Raw genomic sequence first — 24,466 nt, forward strand, 5'->3', positions numbered from 1 at the left:
TCGCTCCCGTGGCGCCTTGTTGGTGTTTTTCCGGTGGCTGGAATATCGCATGCGATGATCCCGATCTGGGGCCATTTGACCCATGTTGACGGGATGATGCAACGGCGCTCTTTGCGGGGCCTCATTGCGAGCGAAGCGAAGCAAATCCATGCCTCGTGGCTGGAGTGACCGGGCGATCCAGTATTCCAGAGACAGTCGTTATTGAGCCGATAGGCCGCGGGTCGCCCGGTCCATGTGCGCAATTGCGCACAGGCCGGGCGATGACAGCGGTGGGTGACGGGACTGAGAGCACCTATCCTACAACACTACTCCACCCCCGCCATGAGCGCCGCGTTGCCGCCCGCAGCGGCGGTGTTGATCGTCACTGTCTGCTCGGTGGCGAAGCGGGCGAGGTAGTGCGGGCCGCCGGCCTTGGGTCCGGTACCGGAAAGGCCGCTGCCGCCGAATGGCTGCACGCCGACCACAGCGCCGATCATGTTGCGGTTGACATAGATGTTGCCGACCTGGAGGCGATCGATCACCTCCTCGATGGTGTCGTCGATGCGGGAATGGATGCCCAGCGTCAGCCCGAAGCCGGTCGACTCGATCGCGGTGAGCACGTCGCCGAGCTTCTCGGCGCGGTAGCGCACGACGTGCAGGATCGGGCCGAACACCTCTTCTTTCAGCTGGCCCGCCGCCGACAGCTCGAAGATGTGCGGCGCGACGAAATTGCCTGACGGCGCCGCGCCGGCGAAATGCACGCGCGCTTCCTGCTTCATCTTCGCGATGTGCGCATCCAGCCGCTCCTTGGCCTCGGCATCGATCACCGGCCCGATATGCGTCGACGGATCGGAGGGATCGCCGAGCTTCAATTCGCGCGCGGCGCCCGCGATCATCTCGATCATGCGGTCGGCGACGTCGTCCTGCACGAACAGCAGCCGCAGCGCCGAGCAGCGCTGGCCGGCGGAACGAAATGCCGACATCACGACATCGTCGGCGACCTGCTCGGGCAGCGCGGTGGCATCGACGATCATCGCATTGATGCCGCCGGTCTCGGCGATCAACGGCACGATCGCGCCATCCTTGGCCGCAAGGGTCCGGTTGATCGACCGCGCCACCTCGGTCGAGCCGGTGAAGACGACGCCAGCGATCTGGGGATGGGCGACCAGCGCGGCGCCGACTGCGCCGTCGCCCTGGACGAGATGCAGGGCGGCCGCCGGCACACCGGCCTCATGCAGCAGGGCCACCGCCTCAGCCGCGATGCGCGGCGTCTGCTCGGCCGGCTTCGCAACCACCGCATTGCCCGCCATCAGCGCCGCCGTCACCTGGCCGAGGAAGATCGCCAGCGGAAAATTCCATGGCGAGACCGCAACGAAAACGCCGCGGCCGCGCAGCACCAGCACGTTGCTCTCACCGGTCGGTCCCGGCATTACGTCGCCCGCGCCGAACATGGTTCGCCCGAGCGCCGCGTAGTAGCGGCAGAAGTCGGTCGCCTCGCGCACCTCGGAGAGCGCGTCGTCCAGCGTCTTGCCGCCCTCGCTCTGCAGCAGCGCGATGAAATGCGCGCGGCGCTGCTCGAGCAGATCGGCGGCCTGGTCGAGCATGGCCGCACGCCGCGCCGCCGGCGTATCGTTCCAGGCCTTGAAGCCGCGCCGCGCGGCGGCGACGGCGGCGTTCGCCTGGTCGGTGGTGGAGAGTGCGACGGCGCCGGATGCTGTCTTGCGCTCGGCCGCTATCGCCGCCGTCAGCGCGTCGAGCGCCTTGCGTTCGCCGAATTCGATGCCGTGCGAGTTCTCGCGCTGCGGCCGGTAGAGATCGGCCGGCGCCGGAATGCCGGGATGGCCGGCATTGGCGTCGGCGCCGATGATCCCGGCCGGCCGGCGCAACAGGTCGGCGATCGGCACCCGGTTGTCGGCGGCGAGCGCTACGAAGGAGGAATTGGCGCCGTTCTCGAGCAGGCGGCGCACCAGATAGGCGAGCAGGTCGCGGTGGCTGCCGACCGGCGCATAGGTGCGATGGGCGATCTCGGGACGATCCTTGCCGAGCTGCTCGTAGAGCGCTTCGCCCATGCCGTGCAGCCGCTGGAATTCGAAGCTGGCCGGATCGTCGGCGAGTTCGAGGATGGTCGCGACCGTCAGCGCATTATGCGTGGCGAATTGCGGAAACAGCCGTGGCCGCAGGCCCAGCAGCTTGCGCGCGCAGGCGACGTAGTTGAGGTCGGTCATCGCTTTGCGCGTGAACACCGGATAGCCGTCGAGCCCGCGCTCCTGCGCGCGCTTGATCTCGGTGTCCCAATAGGCGCCCTTGACGAGGCGCACCATCATCCTGCGGTTCAGGCCGCGCGCGAGTGCATCGACATAGTCGATCACTTCACTGGCGCGCTTCTGATAGGCCTGAATGGCGAGGCCGAAGCCGCTCCATCCGGCGAGCGATGGGTCGGCGAACGCCGCAGCGATCACGTCGAGCGACAATTCCAGCCGGTCGGCCTCCTCGGCGTCGACGGTGAAGTTGAGATCGAACGCCTTGGCGCGGCGCGCCAGATCGATCAGTTGCGGCACCAACTCGGTCATCACCCGCGCGCGGCTCACCGCCTCGAAGCGCGGATGCAGCGCCGAGAGCTTCACGGAGATGCCGGGACGGTCGGGCAGGGGGTCTTGGCCGGCCGCCTTGCCGATCGCATCGATGGCGCGGGCGTAGGATTCGAAGTATCGCCTGGCGTCATCGGCGGTGCGGGCGCCCTCGCCGAGCATGTCGAAGGAATAGCGCGAGGTGCGCGCCGCATGCGACTGCGCGCGCGCCAGCGCCGCCTCGATGGTCTCGCCGAGCACGAAATGGCTGCCCATTAGCCGCATCGCCTGCCGCGTCGCTGCGCGCACCGCCGGCGCGCCGAGCCGCTTGGTCAGCCGCCCGATCGTGCCTTGCGGCGTCTCGCCGGGCTGGATCACGCGCGCCGACATGCCGAGCGCCCAGGCCGAGGCGTTGACCAGGAACGCGCTCGATCGGGTCTCGTGGTGGACGAAGTCGCCCTGGCCGAGCTTGTCCTCGATGAACTGGTCCGCGGTGCGCGCGTCGGGCACCCGCAGCAGCGCCTCCGCCAGCACCATCAGCGCCAGCCCCTCCTTGGTCGAGAGCGCGAACTCCCGCAGCATGTCCTCGACCCCGCCGAGCGGATCGTCATTGGCCCTGATCGCCTCGATCAGGCGCGTCGCGCTGCGGTCGATCCGCCCCTCGCGGTCCGCGCCGAGCTCGGCATCCTGGCGCAAGCGGGCGGCGATGGCGGCGTCATCAGGCGCGTAGGGCGCGCTGAACGGCGGCGGGACGGGGGACGGGTCAGGCATGGCGGTTCCCTTGGATTGCACGGAGATCACCTACGCGCTCGTGAACCGTAGTTCGATAGACAAATTAGCAGATTTGCCTTAGAAAATCCGGATTATATCATACTAAGCCGGACATATGACAGATATCGACAAGACAGACCGCAAAATCCTCTCGATCCTGCAAGGGGATGGGCGGATTGCCAATGTGGAATTGGCCGAGCGGATCGGCCTGTCGCCGACCTCGGTCGGCGAACGGCTGAAGCGGCTGCAACGGGATGGCTTCGTCGAGGGCTACGGCGCGCGACTCAATCCGCACCGGCTCGGCCTCGGCCTGCTGGTGTTTGTCGAGGTGCTGCTCGACAAGACCACGCCCGACGTGTTCGAGAAGTTCGCCAGGGCCGTGCAGACTGCGCCCGAAGTGCTGGAGTGCCACATGGTGGCCGGCGGCTTCGACTATCTGGTCAAGGCGCGCGTCGCCAACATGACCGCCTATCGCCGGTTTCTCGGCGAGACCCTGCTGGCGCTGCCGGGCGTGCGCGAAACGCGGACCTACGCGGTGATGGAGGAGGTCAAGCGCGACGCGCCGCTGCCGGTCGGTTAGAACGTGATCCCACGCGTAACGGACGCGAAGGATTTCTGCAGAGGTCTGTGGTCAAACAGCAACGCCCCGCTCGATGTGATCGACCGCCATGCTCGCGGTGTATTGGCATCGTATTCCTGGCACGGTAATCCCTGCTGCCAGTTGGGGCAGCGATCATGAAAGAGACCGATCAGCCGATACGAACGATGCGCGCCGGGTTTGCCGGCGCATTGGCTGGGGTCATGCTGCTGCTGCCGTCAACGGCTCCGGCCGATGCGGCCGAGCTCAGCGCAGGCATTGCCCAGCTCTACACTTCCGTTTCGATCTATCCGCCGTCGGCGACCTCGATGACGGTCTGCTACGGCTTCGTCTGCCGGCGCCGCGAGACACTCGACTTCTCCGCGGCCGACAGGGCCGCGCTGACCAAGATCATGGCGAGCGGCCGCGCCAACGCCGCCGCCGAGCGCGCGGCCGTGCAGAAAGCGGTGATCTGGTTCGATCGCCGCATGGGACCGATCCTCGGCACCGACAAGCGGGTGCCGAAAGCGGATTTCCGCGCCAACGACGACAAGCACAATTACGATTGCTGGGACACCACCCGCAACACCACCAGTCTGATGCTGGTGATGCAGATGTGGAACCTGTTCAAGTTCCACGACATCGGCAATCCGCATTACCGCGGCTTCTCGCTCGGCCAGACCCCGCACAACACCGCCGTGCTGGTGGAGCGCGCGACCAAGGTGGAGTGGGCAGTGGATCTATGGCCGCGCGGTTATTTGCAGGCACCCGACGTCATGACCGTCGCCAAATGGGTGACCGAAGATTGAACGGCTGGCATTGGTGGCGCGGCGGTCGCGCCTGCGGCCTTGGCGACAATGGCAATGCCGGCGCAGGCAAACCGAACAGGTGATACGCTTCGGCACGCCGGTGCTGGCGGCCGCGAGAAAATCGAACGCCCCGACAATCCAACATGTGGCGCGCGGGCAGGTGCCCGCCCCGCCGAACGTCACGTTGTCTGGGTTGCTGGTTCGGCCTCACCCCCGAACGTTGTCCGAGAGTGCGCCGCTAGGTCCGGCGCGGTCGCGCTAGACCTTGAGGTTCTCAGCCGACGTCTTGCCGCGATTTGCGATCTCTTCGTATTCGACTGATTGACCCTCGTTGAGCGTCTGAAGACCAGCCTTTTGGACTGCAGAAATATGCACGAAAATGTCCTTGCCGCCCGATGCGGGCTGGATGAATCCATAACCCTTGGTCGGGTTGAACCACTTCACGGTACCTTTGGGCATTCCAGTCGTCTCCGCGGAATCAAATCGAAACAGACCCGCCGGTCCCCGCACAACCGGCTTGTCCGCAAGCACAGGATAGCAGTTTGAAAAAAGCTGGGTAGATCAAACGACGGTGTGTTTTTGCGTCGGAACAACCCGCTTTACGGCAATTTGGCGCCGGGTTGCCTGTTTCATGATCATTTGATGCACTGCAAAACGGGCGCCGAACGGCCTCCCCTCGTCATTCGGGGGCACGCCAACGGGTCCGCGCGAAAGCGCGGCCCGATGACAGGCTCCACCCGGAATCCCATCAGCCGCGCGATCCAGTACGCTGCGGCCTCTCGGTTCTAGCACTGCAGCCTCTGGAATACTGGATCACCCGGTCAAGCCAGGCTTCGCCCGCAATGATGTTCTTCAATACGTCGCAGCAAGATACTCCACGATCTTGCCAACATCGGCATCGTCGATCGGCGCGCCGTAGACCTTGATCATCTTGGTCACCTCGGCCTGCCAGAAATCCTTCTTGAACTTCTCGCCCTGCGGCTGGGTCTTGATGTAGTCGGCCGAATGGCAGGCGGTGCAGTTGTTCTGCACCACGTCGAGGTTGGGGCCCGGCTTGAGGGTCGTGGTCTCCTCGGGGACCGTATAGTTCAACGGGGCGGCCGTGGCGGCAGCGATCGACAGCGCGGCGATCGCACAACATGCGAGAAGCAGCTTGCTGGTCATGATGCCCTCTCCTCACGCCGCGGTGACGCGCACGGTTTCGACGACGTTGCGCAGGTAGCCGGCCGGATTCCACAACGGGTCCATCGGCTGGGTGTCGCCGGCATTATTGGTGGCGCGCACCTTGATATCCCAGGCGCCGGCGGCGAGCTTCACCGGCAGCTTCCATTCGCGGAAGGCGTATTTGCCGAGGTCCTTGCCGAGCTTCGCGTTGGTCCAAGTCTTGCCGTCGTCGGTCGACACCGCGACTTCCTTGATCCCCTTGCCGCCGTCGAAGGCGATGCCGCGCAGCATGGTGCGGCCGGCCTTCAGCTTGGCGCCGTCGGTGACGCTGGTGATGAACGAGCGCACCGTGAAGCGGTTGATCGGAATCGTCGCCTTCGGCGCGGTGCCGGGTTCGACCGCGTTGTTGGGCGTATCGGGGATCCGGTAGGCGGACTTCATCCAGAAGCCCTCGAACACGCTGTCGATCACGGTGATTTCATTGAGGTGCTTGACCCAGTAGGTGCCGTAATAGCCGGGCACCACGAGGCGCAGCGGAAAGCCGTTGAGGAACGGCAGGTCCTCGCCGTTCATGCCGTAGGCCAGCATCACCTCGCCGTCGCGGGCATGGTCAATGTCGAGCGCCTTGACGAAGTCGGGGGTCTTGTCGCTGACCGGGCCGTCCATGCCGTTGAAGGTGACCTGCTTGGCGCCGGCCTGCACGCCGGCCATGTCGAGCACCGTCTTCAGCGGCACGCCGCGCCAGCGCGCGCAGCCCATCGCCCCGTTGCCGAGCTGGCCGCCGGCGACCCGCGGATTGAAAAAGCCGCGGCTGTTGCCGGAGCACTGGTTGACGGCGACGATCTCCGTCGCCTTCATCTTCATGATCTCCTTCAGCGACAGCTTCAGCGGCTTGTCGACCTTGCCCTTGATCTCGATCGTGAACTTGTCGGGATCGAGATTGTAGGGAAGGTCGGCGAGGTGATAGCGGACGAAGAACGCGTTGTTCGGCGTCAGCGGGCCGTCATTGAAAATCGAGAACGGCGTTTCCAGCTGAGGCGGCCGGCTGGTCAGGCCGATCATCGGGCGCTTTTGCGGATAGCGCACCAGCGGCCGCTCGCCGTTGCCGAACGGCAGCGTCACGGTGTCGAGCGCGAACGCGCCCTTGGCTCCCAGCCCCGTGACCAAAGCGGCCAGTCCGGCGCGTTTCATCAAGTCTCGTCGATCGAGCATTCCGCTTCCCCCGAAGCCGTTCTGTCGTGAGCCGGTCATCACCAAGCTCAGCCTGCCTCGCGCACTCGGTTCACGCTGATGCGCACGAGGCACAAATGTCGCACCGGGGAACCTGAAGTCAATTGATGCTTTCGCAGCGTCCACCGGCATTGCGTTGCAAAAATGAAAAGCCCCGGCCACGCGGGCGGCCGGGGCATTTCCATCGAACGGAAAGTCCGATCAGTAGCAGACGTTCACGGTGCGATAGCGGTAGCCGTAGGGCGTCAGCACCAGGCGGGTGACGTAGCAGCTGGAGTTGACGAAGCCGACGCCGATGCCGAAGCCCGGGCCCCAGTAGTGGTGATGATGCGGATGCCAGCCACCGCCGAACGGCTTGGCCGATGCAGCGGACGGCGCCAGCGCGGCGGCACCGAGGATGGCAACAGTGGCGAGAGCAAGGGTCAGTTTGCGAAACATGGCGGTCTCCTTCGATTGCGCGTTGAGCTCTGTCGCGGCGCGGGTTGCGGTGTTGCCCATCGCCAATCAGTCGTGCTCGCTAGCGGCAACGTTCGAGGGTTTTGGCTGAACGCCTGTTCAGGTGTGCGGCAGGTCACACTGGAGCTGAAGGCCGTCACATCGTGGTTGCGGCGCTGAACCTTTCAGGCCGCAACGGCACGCTTCGCGTCGAGCAGCGTTGCGAGCACGCGGGTCTTGTCGACCGTGCGCACCGTCATCGGCTCGTTGCGGCCGCGGATCGCGACGTCCTGCGCAGGCAGGGCGTCCTCGGTGAGGCCGGCCGTGGCGCGGACCTCATCCGAGATCACCGCCTCGCAGGCCAGCGACTTCGTCATGTCCTGCAGCCGCGCCGCGACGTTGACGGCGTCGCCGAGCGCGGTGAACACCATGTGATCGCGATAGCCGATGTCGCCGACGATCACCTCGCCGCCATGGATGCCGATGCCGAAGCGGATCGGCTCGTGCAGATCGTGGCTCAGGAACTGGTTCAGCTCGTCGATATTGACCGCGATCAGCGCCGCGGCGCGCAGCGCCTGGCGGCAGGCCTGTTCGCGGCCGACGGTGAGCCCGAACAGCGCCAGCATGCCGTCGCCGATGAACTGGTTCGGCCGGCCGCCGGCCTCCAGCACCGCCTGCGACACCGCGCCGAGGAAACGGTTGACGATGAACACGGTGTCGAACGGCAGCCGCTTCTCGGCGAGCTGCGTCGAGCCGCGCATGTCGACGAACAGGCTGACGAGGTAACGCTCCTGGCCGACCCGCGCCGGATTGTCGGCGGTCGCATTGGCCGACATTGTGTGCGGCAGGAACAGCTGGAAGAAGGTGATGTCGCCGGTCGGGCGCAGCTGGCAGGCCAGCCGGATCGACGGATCGTCGCTGCCGACCCGGTGCAGCACGAAGGCCTCGCGCGGCGACGGCTCGGGCAGCGCGACGTGGTTGCCGATGACGCGGATGCGGCAGGTCGAGCAGCGCGCGCGGCCGCCGCAGACGCTGGCATGCGGCACGTTGTGGCGCAGGCTCGCTTCCAGCACGCTCAGGCCCTTCGGCACCCGCACGGTGCGGCCGTTGCCGTAGGACAGCACGATCATGCCGCCGCGGCGCTCGAGCAGGGCGCGCGCGCCGCGCGCGACCAGGACGAGGCCGAGCAGGCCGAGATAGCCGATCGTCAGGCCGCTGGTGATGCTGTCGAGTGTGTTGCCCTGCGCCGCCGTGCCGAGCTTCTGCACCGACAGCTCCTCGCGCCGCCAGTCGGCGTCCTGATAGTCCGACATCGTGATGCGGCCGCCCTGATAGATGCCGAGCATCGCCAGCGTCGGGATCAGCACGGCCGCCGCAAGCAGGAACGGCGCGGCGCGCCTGAAGAACGTCCGCAGCCGCAGCCAGAAATACAGGCCGATGCAGCCATGCACCCAGGCGACCACCAGCACCGCCAGCATGGTCCACAGCCGCGCCGGCGAGGCGATGAAGAACAGATAGAGTTCCTGCGGGTAGAGCTTCTCATGCCCATACAGCGCCTGGCCGAGCCGCACGCCGACGACATGGGCGACGATCAGCATCGGGATGCTGAGGCCGAGCGCGAGCTGCAACGGCTCGATCGCGCGCCAGCGGAATTCGCGGCGCTGGTACAGCGCCCAGATGCCAAGCGCGGCATGCACCAGGCAGGCGCTGTAGAACACGATCGCGACGGGGAGGAACTGCCAGAACTCGGTGTGGTAGTAGACGCCGGCCGCCAGCGCCTCCATCGAGATGTTGCCGAGCGCGTGATTGAGGAAATGGCTCACCAGATAGGCGAACATGATCGTGCCCGTGATAAGGCGGACCTGCCGCAGTCCGACGCCGCGGGCCATGTCCTGCAGATGTTCACGCGAGGGCGAGGTCATGTGATTCATGATCGGCAAGTCTAGTGGTTAATTCCCGCGGTGAATACCGTAGCGAGCAAGCGCGCTGCCCTTGCTTCGCCTCTCGCCTTTTGGGAGACGCCGGATCGCATCGCAAGATGCGATCCGGGTGAGGGGTGACGGTCCATCGAGGGACTTCCGCTACGGATACACCTGAACCCCTCACCCGGATTTCCCGCGTGCCGCGTGAAATCCGACCTCTCCCACAAGGGGAGAGGTGAAGCCAAGCACCGTGGCGGGTGCCGCGGCACGTTGACACCCCCGCCGGCTTCGAACAAAAAGCCCGCCGTGACGATAGGCTCTGCCGATAACATCCGCCTTAAGCCGGCCCGCTCGCGCGCGCCCGATTGGCGCGGTGTGATCGCCGTGATCGTGGCGATGACTGCGATGCGGCTGGTCTATGCCCATGCGCTCGATCTGCGCACCGACGAGGCCTATTACTGGACCTGGTCGAAGGAGAGCGTGCTGTCGTTCCTCGACCATCCTCCGATGGTGGCCTGGTTCATCCGCTTCGGCACCGCAATCTTCGGCGACACCAATCTCGGGGTTCGGTTCGGCGGCATCGTGGCGATGCTGGTGACGCAGCTTCTGCTCGCCGACATCGTCCGCCGCGTGACGTCGAACAATATCCGCGCTGTCGTCCTCGCGCTGCTGCTGCCGGAAGCGGCGCTCTATTACGGGCTGCTGATGGCCAAGGTGGCGCCCGACACGGCGCTGATCCCGTTCGCCGTGGCGATGCTGTGGTCGCTGGTGCGGCTGGCGCAGAGCCATGACGGGCGCTGGTGGCTCGCCGCCGGCCTGTTCGCGGGGCTGTCACTATTGTCGAAGTTCACCGCGGTCATGCTGGTGCCGGCGGTCGCAGCCTTCGCGCTGGTGCCGGACTGGCGCTGGCGCTGGCTGCGCAGCCCGTATCCCTGGCTCGCGGCGCTGATCGCCATCGCGGTGTTCTCGCCGGTGCTGATCTGGAACGCGCAGCACGATTGGGCCTCGTTCCGCTTCCAGGCGGTGCGCGCCACCGCCGAGCGCGCCTTCACGCTGCGCACCGTCGGCGAGTTCATCGGCCTGCAGTTCGGCCTCGTCGGCTTCGTGCTGCTGCCGGTGACGCTGTTCGGCACCGCGCTGACGGCATGGCGCGGCTATCGCAACCGCGAACCGGTCGCGATCCTGCTGTCGACGGCAGTGCTGGCGCCGTTCCTCTATTTCTTCTGGAAGTCGCTGACGCTGCGGGTCGGCGATACCTGGCCGATGTTTTTGTGGCCGGCCGGCTTTGCCGCGGTGGCGATCAACGTCACGCGGATGCCGTTCGAGGGCTGGTCGGCCGGGCTGGTCAGATCGACCATCTTCTGGGCGCGCACCGCAATTCCGGCCGGCATTGCCTTCGTCGTCATCGTGTTCCTGTACTACATGTTCGCGCCGTGGAATCTGACCGGCCATACCGATCCGATCGGCGCCGAGGCCGGCTACGAAAAATTGGCCGCGCGGGTGGAGGCGCAGCTGCAGGCGACCGGCGCCACCTGGGTCGCGACCACGGATTATCGCACCTACGCGATGCTGCGCTGGTTCTTGCGCGGCAAGGTGCCGGTGATCGAGGTCACCGAGCGCGGCCGTTTTCAGGGCTTTGCCGATCCCGGCATGGACCTGATCCGGGATCATGCCGGCCTCTATGTCGGCCGCGAGCCCGAGGACAAGCTGCCGCTGTGGGACGAGACCACGGCGGTGCGCCAGCCGCTCGAACGCGTTGTGCGCAGCTGGCGCGGGACGATGATGGATACATATTCACTGCAGAAGCTCACCGGCTGGACCCCCGATCTGTCGCCGCCGCCGGACACGCCCTTCTTCCGCTGGCGCGTGCTGGCGTTCTCCTTCTCCCCGCTTGCGGGGAGAAGTCGGGATGAGGAGGGAGTCTCGGCAGGGACGGTGAGAGACGGACTCGCGGAGACTCCCCCTCACCCGGATCGCATTGGCATGCGATCCGGCCTCTCCCCGCAAGCGGGGCGAGGCTAAGGCCTGCCGCGCGCTATTCCCCTTCCTCGCGCTTGCTCAGGAGATCCCTTGCCAGATCGGTCAGCGCGGGGCGCGGCAGGGCGTTGAACGGCATCGGGCGCGTCACCTCGATCGCAGCGAGGCCGAGGCGCGCGGTGAGCAGACCGTTGAGCATGCCTTCGCCGAGCCGCTGTGAGAGCTTTGCCGCGATGCCGTGGCCGAGCATCTGCTGGATCAGGCTGTCGCTCCCCGCGATGCCGCCGGTGATCGCAAGATGCGCGATCACCTGGCGCAGCAGGCGGATCATGCCGAGCGCGCCGGGGCGGCCGCCATAGAGCCGCGCCAGCTGCCGGATCATCCGCAAGCTCGCCACGAACACGAACAGCACGTCGATCATCGCGCGCGGTGAGACCGCGGTGACGACGGAGACGCGCTGCGCCGCCGTCGACACCAGCCGCCGGGCTTCCGCGTCGAGCGGCGTCATCAGCTCGCGCTCGGCGAGGCGGATCATGTCAGCGCCGTCGATGATATCGTCGGTGTGGCTCTGCAGGGCGCTGCGGGCGCGGGCGAGCTGCGGGGTCTGGTGCGCGAGCTTGAGCAGATCGGTGACGATGGCCCGGCTCGCGGCGCGGTCGTCGCTGATCAGGACTTCCGCGGCGCGCAGATGCAGCTTCTCGATGGTCGCGAGCCGCGCCAGGCCGGCGAGCTCGCGCATCGTCATGACGGCGAGCGCGACCGCGGCGATCACCGCCAGCCCGAGACCGAGGAAGCCGAGCCCCTCGTTGCGCGCAAAGAGATCCTCGACCAGGTTGATGACGCCGAGCCCGGTGCCGAGCACCACGAGGCCGGCGACCGCGCTCCAGAACAGCGTGCCCCAGCGGAAGCCGCGGCGCGCCGGCACCAGCGGCGTATCGACGGTCGCCGGCAGCTGCGCCGGCTCGGCCTCGGGCACGATCTGGATCGTGCCGCGGGCGAGGCGGCCGGTGTCATCGGGATCGATCACGACCACGCCGGGATCGTCGAGCTTGAACGTCGCCGGCCGCCGGGGCGGCGTCTTGTCGTTCATTGCAGTCTGTCTCCGATCAGGAATTGGAGCGCGCGGTCAAGGCGGATGTGAGGCAGCACCGGCTCGGCATCGCCATTGCGTTCGAGCCTCGGCGGGCGGAAGCGCAGGAAACGGTAATCGGCGCCGTCAGCGCCGGCGCTGGCGAGGCCGCGGAACGTGCCCTTGAACAGCTCCTCGGGATTGTCCGGCAGGTCGCCCGGAAAGGTCGCGACCTCCGTCTCGCCGTCCAGCGTCTCGCCGTTGGCGACTTCGCCCGGTGCCGGCGTGCCGAGGATCGACGGCAACCGCTCGCGGCCGCGCGCGACCTGCGCCTCGCGGGTGGCGCGCACCGCGGCGAGCGCCACTACGTCGATCGCGGCGCCGGCATATTCGGCGCGCTCGGCGGCCTTGGCCACGATCCGCCGCAGCACGGCTTCGAGCCGGTCGTGGCTCTGGTGATGCAGATGATCCGCCTTGGTCGCCGCGAACAGGATGCGGTCGATGCGCGGCCGGAACAGCGCGCTCATGAGCGTGCTGCGGCCGATCCGGAAGCAGTCGAGGATGCCGGCCAGCGCCGCCTCGAGATCGTGCAGCGCTTCCGGCCCCGCGTTGAACGCGGCCAGCGCATCGGCCAGCACGATCTGGCGGTCGAGCCGCGCGAAATGATCGCGGAAGAACGGGCGCACCACGACGTCCTTATAGGCCTCATAGCGCCGCCGCATCATCGCCCATAGCGAACCGTCCGGCGCGCTGCCGCCATTCGGCACATCGAGCGGCGCGAAGGTTAGCGCCGGCGTATCGGCGAGATTGCCCGGCATCAGGAATCTACCGGGTGGCAGCAGGCTCATCGCGAAGCGTTCGTCGCGGCAAGCGCGCAGATAGTCGGTGAACAGCCTCGCCTCGGTGAGCGCGGCCTGCTCATCCACTTTTCCTTCGGGCTTCAGCGTCGCGAGCTGCGCGTGCCAGGGGGCCGCGAGCTTGGCGCGCAGCGGCTCGCGCGACAGCGCGAGGCTTTCCGCCGACCATTGCTCGTAGCTCTTGGCCAGCAGCGGCAGGTCGAGCAGCCACTCGCCGGGATAGTCGACGATGTCGAGGGTCAGCGTGCGGTCCGCGCCATTTTGCCGCTGATACTCGATCACCAGCCGCAGCTCGGAAATGTCGGTGGTCGAATTCGGCCAGCGCCGCTCCTCGACCAGGGTGCGGACATGGTTCTCATAGGCGAAGCGCGGCACCGCATCGTCAGGTTGCGGTGCCAGATAGGCGCGCGCGATCCGTCCCGAGGCATAGGCCTCGAATACCGGGAAGCGGCCGCCGCGGGTCAGCCCGTGCACCAGCGCAGTGATGAACACGGTCTTGCCGGCGCGCGACAGCCCGGTGACGCCGAGCCGCACGGTCGGGTTGAAGAAACCCTCGCCATAGTCGAGCAGCGCCCGCGCCGAGAGACGCGCTTCCTCGACGATATCTGATAGACTGGGGGTCATGGAGGGTTAACAAAAACCCGGCAGAAGGGGCCAAAAGGGCAGGCGATCACCTCGCAAGTTGGCGATTATCGGGCCAAAATCAAGCTTCACATTTCCGGCGCCTTTGCGGGCGAGGGAGTGAAGGCCTCGTCCATATTCCATCGACCCTGAGGAAAGCGTTCCGGCATGACGATCTTCCGCCTGAAGCAACTCGCCTCGACCTCGATCCACGCGGCCGGTGCCGCGCTGTGGAACTACGATCGCGCCGAGCTGATCGCCGACGGCGTCGTGCACATCGTCGGCCTGTGTTTCGGGCTGGTCGCCGCCACCGCGCTGATCGTGCTGACCGCGGTCTATTCCGGGCCGTTCGAGATCGCCGTGGTGTCGGTCTATGTCGCGGGCCTGCTGGCGATGCTCGTGCTGTCGGCGACCTATAACCTCTGGCCGGTATCGCCTGTGAAATGGCTGCTGCGGCGTTTCGATCACTCGGCGATCTATCTGTTGATCGCGACGACCTACACGCCGTTCATCGTGCAACTCAAGGAGAGCTACCTGGCGATCACGCTGCTGTTCGGCGTCTGGTGCGTCGCCATTTTCGGCATCTGGCTCAAGCTGCGCTATCCCGGCCGCTTCGACCGGCTCTCGATCGGGCTTTACCTGGCGATGGGCTGGAGCGGCGTGATGCTCTACGACGCCGTGGTGAAGACGCTGCCGGCGATCGCGCTCGGCTTCGTGCTGGCCGGCGGCATTCTCTACAGCTTCGGCGTGATCTTCCACTCCTGGCGCCGGCTGCGTTTCCAGAACGCGATCTGGCATGGCTTCGTGCTGTTAGGGGCCGCCTGCCACTACACGGCCGTGTTCGATGTCGTGCTGGCGAGCTGAGCCCTCGCCAACCGCGACGGATGGGCTATCATATCCCCGATAGCACTCAGACTCCGGGAGGATGGCCATGCAGGTGGCGGGTAAGGTTGTGGTGGTCACCGGCGGTGGCAATGGCATCGGCAAGGCGCTGTGCGAGGCGTTCCATGCCGCGGGTGCATCCAAGGTCGTGGTGGTCGACCTCGACCATGCCGCGGCGGAGAAGGTCGCGGCGTCGGTCGGCGGCGCGGCGTTCAAATGCGACGTCGGGCAGGAGAAGAACATCCTGCATGTGATCGAGGAGACCGAGCGGATGTTCGGCCCGATCGCGCTGTTCTGCTCCAATGCCGGCATCGGCGGCGGCTTCGATCCGCTGTCGGTGAATGCCGGCGGCACCTCGGACGAGCCGTGGTCGCGGAGCTGGGCGATCCACGTCATGGCCCATGTCTATGCCGCGCGGCATCTGGTGCCGCGCATGAAGGCGCGCGGCGGCGGCTACTTCCTCAACACGATTTCCGCCGCGGGCCTGTTGTCGCAGGTCGGCAGCCCGGCTTATTCCACCACCAAGCACGCCGCAGTCGGCTTTGCCGAGAATCTCGCGATCTCGCACCGCGCCGACAACATCAAGGTCTCGATTCTCTGCCCGCAGGGCGTCGACACCAACATGCTGCGCTCGATCCCGAAAGGCCCGCAATCCGGCGACGGCGATCTCTCGGCCGAGCAGGTCGCGCAGGATGCACTCAAGGGCATCGAGCAGGAGACCTTCCTCATCCTCCCGCACCCGCAGGTGCTCGGCTACATGCGCAAGAAGACCGAGAACTACGACCGCTGGATCGGCGGCATGGCCAAGATCCAGGCCAAAATGCGCGAGACGCATGGGAAGTAGGGATGGTGATGGGCGCTCCGCCCACTCACCGTCCTTGCCAGGAGCGAAGCGACGAAGCAATCCATCTTTCCGCTGGCGCGGATACATGGATTGCTTCGCTCCGCTCGCAATGATGTGGAGATATCTTGTCTAGCTCTTCTGCGCGTAGAGCAGCGGCACTGCGGAATCCACCATCACCTCGATCAGGCTCGCGCCTTGATGCGACAGGGCGCGCTTGTAGGCGGCGGCGAGTTCAGACGATTTCGTCACCCGCACCGCGTCGCAGCCCATGCCTTCGGCGAGCTTGACGAAATCGATGTTCGGCAGTTCGAGGCCCGGCACGTTGCGCACCTGCATGACCTGGCTGAACGAGCGCATCGCGCCGTAGCCGGAATTGTTCATCACGACGACCGTCAGCGGCAGCTTGCGCTGTGCCGCGGTCCACAGTGCCTGGATCGAATACATCGCCGAGCCGTCGCCGATCAGGCACACGGTGCGGCCCTCGCGGCGACCGAGCGCCATGCCGACCGCGGCGGGCAGGCTGTAGCCGAGGCCGCCGCTTGCCATGGTGTAGAAACTGTCCTGACCGCGCATCGGCATCACCTTCTGCATCAACGGCCGATGCGAGGGCACTTCCTCGACCAGCGCATCCTGCGGCCCCATCGCGGCGGCGAGTGCATGCAGCGCGTATTCGGCGGGGATCGGATCGGCGGCCGCCGGTGCCGGCGGCAGCACGCGGCCGGCCGGCGCGGTGCGCTTGGTTTCGGGCAGCAGATCGAGCAGTGCCGACAGCGCCGGCTTCATCGTCGCGATGATGCTGTGGCCGGCCGGTGTCATCGCGGCAGCGTCGGGATCGTCGGTGATCTGGAAGATCGGCGTCGCGCCGTCGAAGATCGCGGCATGCCCCTCGACATGGAAGGTGAACACCGGCGCGCCGATCACAACGACGAGATCATGATCGCGCAGCGCATCGGAGAGCTGGCCGGGCGAAGCGTGCAGGAAGCCGGCAAACTGCGGGTGACGTTCGGGGAACGAGCAGCGCGCCGAGAACGGGCTGGCCCAGACCGGGGCCTTGGTGCGCTCCGCGACGTCAACCATCAGGTCGACCGCCTCGGCGCGATCGACCGCGGGACCGACCACGAGGGCGGGTCGCCTGGCCTCGCCGAGCGCCGCCACCAGCGCCTTCATCGCGGACGGATCGGCACCGATCTCGCGGCTGACCTGGCGTGCCTCGACCGGCTGCGTTGCGCGCGCCCAGTCGTCGATCGGCACCGAGACGAAGGTCGGCCCGCACGGCGGCTGCATCGCGACGTAATAGGCGCGCGCGATCGCGGCCGGCACGTCCTCGGCGCGCGCCGGCTCGACCGCGAATTTCACGTAAGGCCGCGGGAATTCGCTGGCGCGCTCGGCGTAGAGGAACGCCTGTAGGGGCATGATCGAGCGCGCCTGCTGGCCGGCGGTGATCACCAGCGGGGTCTGGTTGCGATAGGCGTTGTAGATGTTGCCGAGCGCATTGCCGACGCCCGCCGCCGAATGCAGGTTGACGAATCCGGCATTGCGCGTCGCTAGCGCATAGCCGTCGGCCATGCCGACCACGGAGGCCTCCTGCAGGCCAAGCACGTAATCGATGTCCTCGGGCCAGTCGCTCAGGAACGGCAACTCGGTCGAGCCGGGATTGCCGAACACCTTCTTGATGCCCCATGCGCGCAAGAGGCCGAAGGTGGCGCCCTTGACGGTGACGGTTTTGCCTTTCGCGGCAGCGGGCTTGCGTGACGACATCGGCGGCTCCCCATTTCTGGTGTCTTGGCTTGCCGCCATTGCGCCGAGCGCAAATGCCGAAAAGCAATCCACCTCTCGATGGATTGCTGCGCAATGTCAAGCCGCTGCCGGGCACAAGCGTCGAGCGAACGCCGGGCAAGGAACCGGTTAATTCGCCTTCTGCAGCGCGGCGGTCTGCTTGGTGAGTTGCTTGTCGAAGTCCTGCTCGAGCCCGGCCACGTAACTCGCGTTCTCGCCCGGCTTGACGAACGGGTTCGGCGCGTCGTCCTTCATCTGCGCGCGCTTGTCCTGCATGTTGTAGACCTCGGGATGCGGCCCGAGCAGCACGTCGACCTTCATCGCCTTGACCTTGGCGAAGGTCGAACGGTAATCGTCGACGATGCCGGGATAGGTGGGGTGGCCGACCAGCTTGTTGAGCGCCACCGTTCCGCTGCAGAAGAACAGCACGTCGCGGTTTTGGCCGCCGTCCTTGACCGTCATCTCCCAGCTGGTGCAGCCGGGTGAATGGCCGGGCGTCGCATGCGCGGTCAGCGTGATATCGCCGAGCGTCACCCTGTCGCCCTCCTTGACGGTGCGGTCGACCTTCACCGGCGGAAAGAACAGGTCGGTGTTCTTCTCGTCGCCCGGATAGTAGCCGCCCTCGAGCAGCGCCTTGTCGCGCTCGCCGGCGATCAGTTGCGCGCCCGTCTCCTTCTTGATTTCGGCGAAGCCGCCGGTGTGATCGAGGTGAGCATGGGTGTTGAGGATGATCTTGATGTCGCTGACCTTGAAGCCGAGCTTGGCGATGCTGTCCTTGATCATTCCGGTCGACTGCGGCATCGCCGTGTCCATCAGGATCAGGCCATCCGACGTCTTGATAATGTAGACCGCGATTCCGTCGGTGCCGACATAATAGATATTGCCGATCAGCTGGAACGGGTTGAACGGCGTGGTCCATTTCTTCATGACGACAGCCATGAAGTCCTTGATGGATTGCGCCTGCGCGCCGGTTGCAAGCAGCGCCAGCGCGCATAGCGCGGCCGCGATCGTCCTCATGGGTTGCCTCCCTGCTGGTTCTTGTTGTTGGTCGCGCGGCGCACTATGCGTGCTGCCGCGACCGATCGCAAGAACTCCGGCAGGGGACTGGTGCTCATCGACCGCGGTGTCGCCGATCGCAAAACGCATGACGGCTCCTGTCCCGTGTTCCAGTGGCGGCGGGACAGTTGCACGGCGCCACGCCAATGCCGATCAGACCAACTCACGCAGCAGCGCGATCAGGCGGCCGCATTCAGCGTCGGTGCCGACCGTGATGCGCAGGAAGTCCTCGATCCGGAGTTTCTGGAAATGCCGGACCAGCACGCCGCGCTCGCGCAGCCGGGCTGCGAGATCGGCGCCGCGATGGCGGGGGTGGCGGGCAAAGACGAAGTTCGCCAGCGACGGCAGCACCTCGAATCCGAGCTCGGACAGACCGTGCGTCAGCGCCTCGCGGCTGGCGATGATGCGCGCACGGGTCTCGGCAAACCATTGCTCGTCCGCGATCGACGCGGCTGCACCGGCCAGCGCGAAGCAATCCAGCGGATAGGAGTTGAAGCTGTCCTTGACCCGCTCCAGCGCCTCGATCAGCGGCCGTTGGCCGATCGCGAAGCCGACGCGCAAGCCGGCCAGCGCACGCGACTTGGAGACGGTCTGGATCACCAGCAGGTTGTCGTGGCGCGCGACCAGCGGCACGACGCTCTCGGCGCCGAAATCGACATAGGCTTCGTCGACCACGATCAATCGATCGGGATGTTCGGCAAGCAATGTTTCGATCGCGGCGCGCGGCAGCGCGATGCCGGTCGGCGCGTTCGGATTGCACAGCAGGATGGCACTGCCGGGCCGCCGGTAATCGGCGGTCTGCACGCGCATCGCGTCGTCGAGCGGCACCGTCTCGTAGCTGATGCCGTAGAGGCGGCAATAGACCGGATAGAAGCTGTAGGTGATGTCGGGGAACAGCAGCGGCGCGTCGTGCTTCAGCAGCGCCGGGAAGGTGTGGGCCAGCACCTCGTCCGAGCCGTTGCCGACGAACACCTCATCGGACCCGACACCGTAGCGGGCCGCGATGGTCTCGCGCAGCGCGGTCGCGCGCGGATCGGGATAGAGCCGCAGCCGCTCCGCCGCAGCGGCGATCGCCGCCAGCGCATGCGGTGAGGGCGGATAGGGGTTCTCGTTGGTGTTGAGCTTGATGAGGCCGTCGATCTTCGGCTGCTCGCCAGGCACGTATGGCGACAGATTGTGGACGACCGGACTCCAGAAACGACTCATGATGTGCGACCCCAGGGAGGATCGCAGCGCAGTAGGGGAAGCGAACGTCTTGCGAAAGCCGCGTTGCGGCGCTCAGGTATCACCAGGTCGCCGTGCCCTTCATGGTCGGCTGCCCTTCCGCATTCGCGGTCCACAGTTCCATGCCGCCATCCTTGTCGCTGGCATTGACCGAGAACTCGCTGCCCTCGAACAGCGGCTGTACGCCGCGGTAGGAAAGCTTCTTCGGCGGCTTGCCGCCGCGCAGCTTGGCGGCGAATTCGACGATGAAGGCAGCCTGCAGCGGGCCGTGGAAGATCAGGCCAGGATAGCCCTCGACCTTGGTGACGTAGTCGCGATCGTAGTGGATGCGGTGGCCGTTGAAAGTCAGCGCCGAATAGCGGAACAGCAGCACCGGATCGGACATATGCGCCTCGCGATGCTGCGCAACCGGGGGAGGCGGCGGCGCCTTCGTTGGCGCGGCCGACGCTGCGCTGGTCATCTCGCGATAGACGATGTCCTGCCGCTCGCGGATCGCAAGGCCGCGCGACGTCGTCACCTCATGATTGACCGAGACGAAGCACAGCGTGCCGGTCGAGCCCGACTTCACCGTGACGTCAGCAATCTTCGAAGTCCGCTTCGGCTCGTCGCCGATGCGCAGGGCATCGAGGAATTCCAGCTCGCCGCCGGCCCACATCCGGCGCGGCAGCGGCACCGGCGGCAGGAAGCCGCCGCGGGTCGGGTGACCGTCGGGGCCGAGCTGCGACATCGGGAACACCGGCTGGCCGAGGCACCAATGCGTGGTCCACGGCGCGGCATCGCCCGTCTTCGGCTCGCCGATCTCCTGGAACAGCGTCGCGCGCAGGCCCTTCACCAGGTGCGCGGTGACGACATCGGTCGCTTCCGCGCTGCGGCCGATCCATTGGCGGAGATGATCGAGGTCGAGTTTGTCGGTCATGATGTTCTTGCTCCGGGCGGGAGTTCTTTAGAGCGCGATGAAGTCGGTTTGAATCAGGTGTTGCAGCAGGTTCGGTGCACCTCTCCCGCTTGCGGGGGAGGTCGGCGCGTAGCGCCGGGTGGGGGCTCTCTCCACGATGTGACTCGCGGAGAGAGCCCTCCCCCGCAAGCGGGCAGGGCAATCGCATATGAAAACTCTGGTGGCGCCAGCATCGGTGGACGGCTCCCTCTCCCGCTTGCGGGGGAGGGCTGGGGTGGGGGGTCTCTCCACGAATCATACTGCGGAAATAGCCCCCACCCGGATTGCATCTGCGATGCGATCCGGCCTCCCCCGCAAGCGGGAGAGGCGAAGCGAGCCAGCGGCTCATCCAGCGCCCTTCATATGCGATTGCCCTGCGCAAGCGGGGGAGGGGGCACAGCTCGTTCGCGGTGGCGCGTCGGCCTGATCTCATCTTGTCCTAGCTAGCGTTTGGTGCGCTCGCCGATCGCAGGCACTTTGCCGTAGTGCCTGTCCTCGCCGACGACGATGGCGGCCGGCGCCGGATAGCTCACGCGGCCGTTGGGCGTGTCGACCTCGATGCGGCGCAGATGCGGGTGCCTGGCGAGGTCGTCCATGTTGTTGACCTCGGCAAAGGCAATGTCCGCTTCCGCCAGCTTTGCCAGCAATTGCTCGCGCGTCAGCCGGCCGAAGGCGTCGCTGACGATCCCGTCGGTCAGCGCGCGGTTGCGCACGCGCTCCACCATGTTGGCAAAGCGCGGATCGTCCGGCAGTGCGGGCTGATCGAGCACCTTGGCGCACAGCGTCTTCCACTCGCGCTCGCTCTGGATCGAGATCAAAATCTCCTTGCCGTCCTTCGAGCGGAACACGCCATAGGGCGCGATCGAAGGATGGGCGAGGCCGATCCGCTGGGGCGACTTGCCATCCTCGGCATTGAGCAGCGGCACGGTGAGCCAGTCGGCCATCACGTCGAACATCGAGATCCGGATGTCGGCGCCTTGTCCGGTGCGGCCGCGGCCGATCAGTGCTTCCAGGATCGCAGCATGCGCGGTGGCGCCGGTGGCGACGTCGACGATCGACATGCCGACGCGCGAGGCGCCCTCGGGGCCGCCGGTTATCGAGGCGAGGCCGCTCTCGGCCTGGATCAGCAGGTCATAGGCCTTGCGGTCGGCGTAGGGGCCGCTGTCGCCATAGCCTGTGATCGTGCACATGATCAGCTTCGGATAGTCCTTGCGCAGCCGCTCGCGCGAGAAGCCGAGCTTGTCCATCGAGCCGGGCTTGAGGTTTTGCAGCAGCACGTCGGCGCCCGCGATCAGCTGCTCGAGCTGGGCGCGGCCTTCCTTGGTGGCGAGATCGACCACCGCGGAATCCTTGCCGCGGTTGAGCCAGACGAAATAGCTGCTCTGGCCCTTCGCCGCGGCATCGTAGCCGCGGGCGAAATCGCCCTCGGGCCGCTCGATCTTGATGACATGGGCCCCCGCGTCGGCGAGGCGTGACGAGCAAAACGGCGCGGCAACCGCCTGTTCGACGGCGATGACGGTCAATCCTTCAAGCGGCAACATGATGCGAACTCAGTAGGAGCGGGGCATGCCGAGCACATGCTCGGCGACGTAGGAGAGGATCAGATTGGTCGAGATCGGCGCGACTTGATAAAGCCGGGTCTCGCGGAACTTGCGCTCGACGTCGTACTCCTCGGCGAAGCCGAAGCCGCCATGGGTCTGCACGCAGGCATTGGCCGCTTCCCAGGAGGCGTCCGCCGCCAGCATCTTGGCCATGTTGGCCTCGGCGCCGCAGTCGAGCCCGGCCTCGTATTTTCGGGTGGCTTCCTTCACCATCAGCTCGGCCGCGCGCATCGACGCGTAGGCTTTCGCGATCGGAAACTGGATGCCTTGATTCTGGCCGATCGGCCGGCCGAACACGCTGCGCTCCTTGGCGTAACCGGTCGCCTTCTGGATGAACCATTTGGCGTCGCCGATGCATTCGGCGGCGATCAGGATGCGCTCGGCATTCATGCCGGAGAGGATGTAGCGAAAACCCTTGCCTTCCTCGCCGATCAGATTATCCGCCGGCACCTTCATGTCGGTGAAGAACACCTCTGTCGTGGCGTGGTTCATCATGGTGCGGATCGGGCGGATCTCCAGACCCTTGCCCTTCACCTCGCGCATGTCGACGATGAACACCGAGAGCCCGTCGGTGCGCTTCTTGGCGCCTTCCTTCGGCGTGGTGCGGGCCAAGAGGATCATCAGGTCGGAATATTCGGCGCGGCTGGTCCAGATCTTCTGGCCGTTGACGATGTAATGATCGCCCTCGCGGCGCGCGAAGGTTTTCAGCGAGGATGTGTCGGTGCCGCTGGTCGGCTCGGTGACGCCGAATGCCTGCAGCCGCAATTCGCCGGTTGCGACCTTCGGCAGATATTTCGCCTTCTGCGCATCGTTGCCGTGACGGAGCACGGTGCCCATCGTGTACATCTGGGCGTGGCAGCCGCCGCCGTTGCAGCCGGCGCGCTGGATCTCCTCAAGGATCGCCGCCGCGGCCGACAGCTTGAGGCCCGCGCCGCCATATTCTTCGGGGATCAGCACCGAGAGATAGCCGGCCTCCGTCAGCGCATCGACGAACTCCTTCGGATACGCCATCTGGCGATCGAGCTTGCGCCAGTATTCGCCGGGAAACTGCGCGCAGAGTTTTGCGACGGCGTCGCGGATGTCGGAATGATCGTCTTGCTGAATGTCGTGTGCGGTCATTGGTTCTTCTTGTCGCGAGGTTGCACCTGAAGCGGGATCAAAGTGCCCGCCATTGTGGGGCCCCGGTAAATTCCCTATGCTGTTTTGTTATAGCGTATGAACCTGCCTTCCAGGATTGGCAAGTATGGATTTCCGCCAGCTGAGGACCTTTGCATGTGTCGCGGAACTCGGCAGCCTGAGCAAGGCGTCCGATACGCTGCGGGTCGCGCAGCCGGCCCTGAGCCGGCAGATCAAGCTCTTGGAACACGAGCTACGCACCGAATTGTTCACCCGCAACGGCCGCGGCATGGTGCTGACTGATGCCGGCCGGCTGCTGCTGACGCGCACCAGCGGCATCGTGCGGCAGATCGACCAGATCCGCGACGACATCCAGTCCGCCGGCGGCGCGCCGTCCGGACGCGTGGTGCTCGGACTGATCCCGACGGTGAGCTGCGTGCTGTCGGCGCGGCTGGCGCGGCGCACGGTGGAGCGCTATCCCGGCATTTCGCTCTGCATCGTCGAGAGCTACAGCGGCCATCTGATCGAATGGCTGCATCGCGGCGAGATGGATCTTGCCGTGATCTACGGCCCGTCGGTCGACCTGCATCTGGCGGTGCAGAGCCTCGGCCGTGACTCGATCGTCGCGGTCGGTCCGCGCGGCAGCGGGCTGAAGCAGAAGAAGCAGGTGGATATCGGCTGGCTGCTGCGTCAGCGCCTGGTGCTGCCCAGTCATTCGCACGGGCTCCGCGCGCTGATCGAGCACGCGGCGGCGAAGCGCAAGCTCGACATCGACGTCAAGCTCGAGGCGGATTCCTTCCGCGTGCTGACCAGCCTGGTCGAGGAAGGGCTTGGGTACACGCTGCTGCCGCCGTCCTCGGTCCGCGCCGAGGTCGCCGACGGCCGGCTCGAGACCGCGCCGCTGGCACGGCCGGCGCCGCGCCGCGAACTGGCGCTGGCCTCGCCGGTCGAGCATCCCGGCTCCAATGCGATCACGCTGATCGCAAGGCTGCTGCGCGACGAAGTCGCGGCCTGCCGCGCCGAGGGGCTTTGGGACATCCAGCTCGCCTGAGCGC

20 protein-coding genes are annotated in these 24,466 nt (G+C 66.3%); 6 read left to right on the forward strand and 14 right to left on the reverse strand.

The features are described 5' to 3' along the window. Window positions 1-305: 305 nt before the first annotated feature. On the reverse strand, window positions 306-3,317 hold the full coding sequence (gene putA, locus J6500_RS18705; RefSeq protein WP_225714164.1) for a bifunctional proline dehydrogenase/L-glutamate gamma-semialdehyde dehydrogenase PutA: 3,012 nt from the start codon (window positions 3,315-3,317) through the stop codon (window positions 306-308). A 115-nt stretch (window positions 3,318-3,432) separates the two neighbouring features. Between putA and J6500_RS18710 the strand changes: the two genes are divergently transcribed. Beyond that, window positions 3,433-3,897 (forward strand): Lrp/AsnC ligand binding domain-containing protein, encoded by a 465-nt coding sequence (locus J6500_RS18710; protein WP_225714165.1) that lies wholly within the window; start codon window positions 3,433-3,435, stop codon window positions 3,895-3,897. 185 nt (window positions 3,898-4,082) lie between these two features. Beyond that, a complete protein-coding gene (locus tag J6500_RS18715) occupies window positions 4,083-4,703 on the forward strand; it encodes a hypothetical protein (RefSeq protein WP_376707825.1) in 621 nt (206 codons plus the stop codon). Between the two features lie 258 nt (window positions 4,704-4,961). On the opposite strand, the gene J6500_RS18720 is transcribed toward J6500_RS18715, so the two are convergent. The 5 genes from J6500_RS18720 to J6500_RS18740 all read right to left on the reverse strand — a co-directional run bounded on the left by J6500_RS18720 (window position 4,962) and on the right by J6500_RS18740 (window position 9,454). Next, on the reverse strand, window positions 4,962-5,162 hold the full coding sequence (locus J6500_RS18720; protein ID WP_057019268.1) for a cold-shock protein: 201 nt from the start codon (window positions 5,160-5,162) through the stop codon (window positions 4,962-4,964). 393 nt (window positions 5,163-5,555) lie between these two features. Next, the gene (sorB, locus tag J6500_RS18725) at window positions 5,556-5,867 is read right to left on the reverse strand and encodes a SorB family sulfite dehydrogenase c-type cytochrome subunit (RefSeq protein ID WP_225714166.1); all 312 of its coding nucleotides are present in this window, start codon (window positions 5,865-5,867) and stop codon (window positions 5,556-5,558) included. Between the two features lie 12 nt (window positions 5,868-5,879). Next, window positions 5,880-7,079 (reverse strand): SorA family sulfite dehydrogenase catalytic subunit, encoded by a 1,200-nt coding sequence (sorA, locus tag J6500_RS18730; protein WP_225714167.1) that lies wholly within the window; start codon window positions 7,077-7,079, stop codon window positions 5,880-5,882. Between the two features lie 219 nt (window positions 7,080-7,298). Beyond that, a complete protein-coding gene (locus tag J6500_RS18735; RefSeq protein ID WP_225714168.1) occupies window positions 7,299-7,535 on the reverse strand; it encodes a hypothetical protein in 237 nt (78 codons plus the stop codon). Window positions 7,536-7,717: 182 nt separating this feature from the next. Further along, entirely contained in the window at window positions 7,718-9,454 is a 1,737-nt protein-coding gene (locus J6500_RS18740) for an adenylate/guanylate cyclase domain-containing protein (RefSeq protein ID WP_225714213.1), read from the reverse strand. A 396-nt stretch (window positions 9,455-9,850) separates the two neighbouring features. On the opposite strand from J6500_RS18740, the gene J6500_RS18745 reads away from it, so the two are divergent. Further along, entirely contained in the window at window positions 9,851-11,476 is a 1,626-nt protein-coding gene (locus J6500_RS18745; protein ID WP_225714214.1) for a glycosyltransferase family 39 protein, read from the forward strand. A gap of 13 nt (window positions 11,477-11,489) precedes the next feature. On the opposite strand, the gene J6500_RS18750 is transcribed toward J6500_RS18745, so the two are convergent. Then, a complete protein-coding gene (locus J6500_RS18750) occupies window positions 11,490-12,521 on the reverse strand; it encodes a YcjF family protein (protein WP_225714169.1) in 1,032 nt (343 codons plus the stop codon). Beyond that, entirely contained in the window at window positions 12,518-13,981 is a 1,464-nt protein-coding gene (locus J6500_RS18755) for a YcjX family GTP-binding protein (RefSeq protein ID WP_225714170.1), read from the reverse strand. Before J6500_RS18755 ends, J6500_RS18750 begins: the two co-directional genes overlap by 4 nt. Window positions 13,982-14,146: 165 nt before the next feature. On the opposite strand from J6500_RS18755, the gene trhA reads away from it, so the two are divergent. Next, a complete protein-coding gene (gene trhA, locus J6500_RS18760; RefSeq protein ID WP_225714171.1) occupies window positions 14,147-14,842 on the forward strand; it encodes a PAQR family membrane homeostasis protein TrhA in 696 nt (231 codons plus the stop codon). Between the two features lie 67 nt (window positions 14,843-14,909). Continuing rightward, window positions 14,910-15,704: an SDR family oxidoreductase gene (locus J6500_RS18765; RefSeq protein ID WP_225714172.1), complete on the forward strand. Its 795-nt coding sequence runs from the start codon at window positions 14,910-14,912 to the stop codon at window positions 15,702-15,704. 129 nt (window positions 15,705-15,833) lie between these two features. Here J6500_RS18765 and mdlC read toward each other — a convergent pair whose 3' ends face one another. The 6 genes from mdlC to J6500_RS18795 form a co-directional block, all read right to left on the reverse strand. Further along, window positions 15,834-17,462, reverse strand: coding sequence for a benzoylformate decarboxylase (gene mdlC / locus J6500_RS18770; protein WP_225714173.1), 1,629 nt, complete (start codon window positions 17,460-17,462; stop codon window positions 15,834-15,836). A gap of 147 nt (window positions 17,463-17,609) precedes the next feature. Continuing rightward, window positions 17,610-18,497 carry a BJP family subclass B3 metallo-beta-lactamase gene (gene blaBJP / locus J6500_RS18775; protein WP_225714174.1) on the reverse strand — a complete coding sequence of 296 codons (888 nt, stop codon included), beginning with the start codon at window positions 18,495-18,497 and terminating at the stop codon, window positions 17,610-17,612. A 192-nt stretch (window positions 18,498-18,689) separates the two neighbouring features. Further along, the gene (gene hisC / locus J6500_RS18780; RefSeq protein ID WP_225714175.1) at window positions 18,690-19,742 is read right to left on the reverse strand and encodes a histidinol-phosphate transaminase; all 1,053 of its coding nucleotides are present in this window, start codon (window positions 19,740-19,742) and stop codon (window positions 18,690-18,692) included. Window positions 19,743-19,821: 79 nt separating this feature from the next. Continuing rightward, window positions 19,822-20,676 (reverse strand): HTD2 family dehydratase, encoded by an 855-nt coding sequence (locus tag J6500_RS18785; RefSeq protein ID WP_225714176.1) that lies wholly within the window; start codon window positions 20,674-20,676, stop codon window positions 19,822-19,824. Window positions 20,677-21,137: 461 nt separating this feature from the next. Beyond that, window positions 21,138-22,235: a CaiB/BaiF CoA transferase family protein gene (locus tag J6500_RS18790; RefSeq protein WP_225714177.1), complete on the reverse strand. Its 1,098-nt coding sequence runs from the start codon at window positions 22,233-22,235 to the stop codon at window positions 21,138-21,140. A gap of 9 nt (window positions 22,236-22,244) precedes the next feature. Then, the gene (locus tag J6500_RS18795) at window positions 22,245-23,414 is read right to left on the reverse strand and encodes an acyl-CoA dehydrogenase family protein (RefSeq protein ID WP_225714178.1); all 1,170 of its coding nucleotides are present in this window, start codon (window positions 23,412-23,414) and stop codon (window positions 22,245-22,247) included. Window positions 23,415-23,538: 124 nt separating this feature from the next. Here J6500_RS18795 and J6500_RS18800 point away from each other — a divergent pair, with 124 nt between their 5' ends. Further along, window positions 23,539-24,462, forward strand: coding sequence for a LysR substrate-binding domain-containing protein (locus tag J6500_RS18800; protein WP_225714179.1), 924 nt, complete (start codon window positions 23,539-23,541; stop codon window positions 24,460-24,462). The last annotated feature ends 4 nt before the right edge of the window (window positions 24,463-24,466 follow it).

Origin of the sequence: Bradyrhizobium semiaridum (assembly GCF_020329505.1) — a bacterium.
Lineage (GTDB): Bacteria > Pseudomonadota > Alphaproteobacteria > Rhizobiales > Xanthobacteraceae > Bradyrhizobium > Bradyrhizobium semiaridum.

Coding starts and splice junctions, on each gene's coding strand:
- J6500_RS18745 (WP_225714214.1), top strand. CDS start 9,851: ATGACTGCGATGCGGCTGGTCTATGCCCATGCGCTCGATCTGCGCACC.
- J6500_RS18755 (WP_225714170.1), bottom strand. CDS start 13,981: ATGACCCCCAGTCTATCAGATATCGTCGAGGAAGCGCGTCTCTCGGCG.
- J6500_RS18720 (WP_057019268.1), bottom strand. CDS start 5,162: ATGCCCAAAGGTACCGTGAAGTGGTTCAACCCGACCAAGGGTTATGGA.
- J6500_RS18735 (WP_225714168.1), bottom strand. CDS start 7,535: ATGTTTCGCAAACTGACCCTTGCTCTCGCCACTGTTGCCATCCTCGGT.
- J6500_RS18765 (WP_225714172.1), top strand. CDS start 14,910: ATGCAGGTGGCGGGTAAGGTTGTGGTGGTCACCGGCGGTGGCAATGGC.
- J6500_RS18800 (WP_225714179.1), top strand. CDS start 23,539: ATGGATTTCCGCCAGCTGAGGACCTTTGCATGTGTCGCGGAACTCGGC.
- mdlC (WP_225714173.1), bottom strand. CDS start 17,462: ATGTCGTCACGCAAGCCCGCTGCCGCGAAAGGCAAAACCGTCACCGTC.
- putA (WP_225714164.1), bottom strand. CDS start 3,317: ATGCCTGACCCGTCCCCCGTCCCGCCGCCGTTCAGCGCGCCCTACGCG.
- J6500_RS18740 (WP_225714213.1), bottom strand. CDS start 9,454: ATGACCTCGCCCTCGCGTGAACATCTGCAGGACATGGCCCGCGGCGTC.
- trhA (WP_225714171.1), top strand. CDS start 14,147: ATGACGATCTTCCGCCTGAAGCAACTCGCCTCGACCTCGATCCACGCG.
- blaBJP (WP_225714174.1), bottom strand. CDS start 18,497: ATGAGGACGATCGCGGCCGCGCTATGCGCGCTGGCGCTGCTTGCAACC.
- hisC (WP_225714175.1), bottom strand. CDS start 19,742: ATGAGTCGTTTCTGGAGTCCGGTCGTCCACAATCTGTCGCCATACGTG.
- J6500_RS18795 (WP_225714178.1), bottom strand. CDS start 23,414: ATGACCGCACACGACATTCAGCAAGACGATCATTCCGACATCCGCGAC.
- J6500_RS18790 (WP_225714177.1), bottom strand. CDS start 22,235: ATGTTGCCGCTTGAAGGATTGACCGTCATCGCCGTCGAACAGGCGGTT.
- sorB (WP_225714166.1), bottom strand. CDS start 5,867: ATGACCAGCAAGCTGCTTCTCGCATGTTGTGCGATCGCCGCGCTGTCG.
- sorA (WP_225714167.1), bottom strand. CDS start 7,079: ATGCTCGATCGACGAGACTTGATGAAACGCGCCGGACTGGCCGCTTTG.
- J6500_RS18715 (WP_376707825.1), top strand. CDS start 4,083: ATGCGCGCCGGGTTTGCCGGCGCATTGGCTGGGGTCATGCTGCTGCTG.
- J6500_RS18710 (WP_225714165.1), top strand. CDS start 3,433: ATGACAGATATCGACAAGACAGACCGCAAAATCCTCTCGATCCTGCAA.
- J6500_RS18750 (WP_225714169.1), bottom strand. CDS start 12,521: ATGAACGACAAGACGCCGCCCCGGCGGCCGGCGACGTTCAAGCTCGAC.
- J6500_RS18785 (WP_225714176.1), bottom strand. CDS start 20,676: ATGACCGACAAACTCGACCTCGATCATCTCCGCCAATGGATCGGCCGC.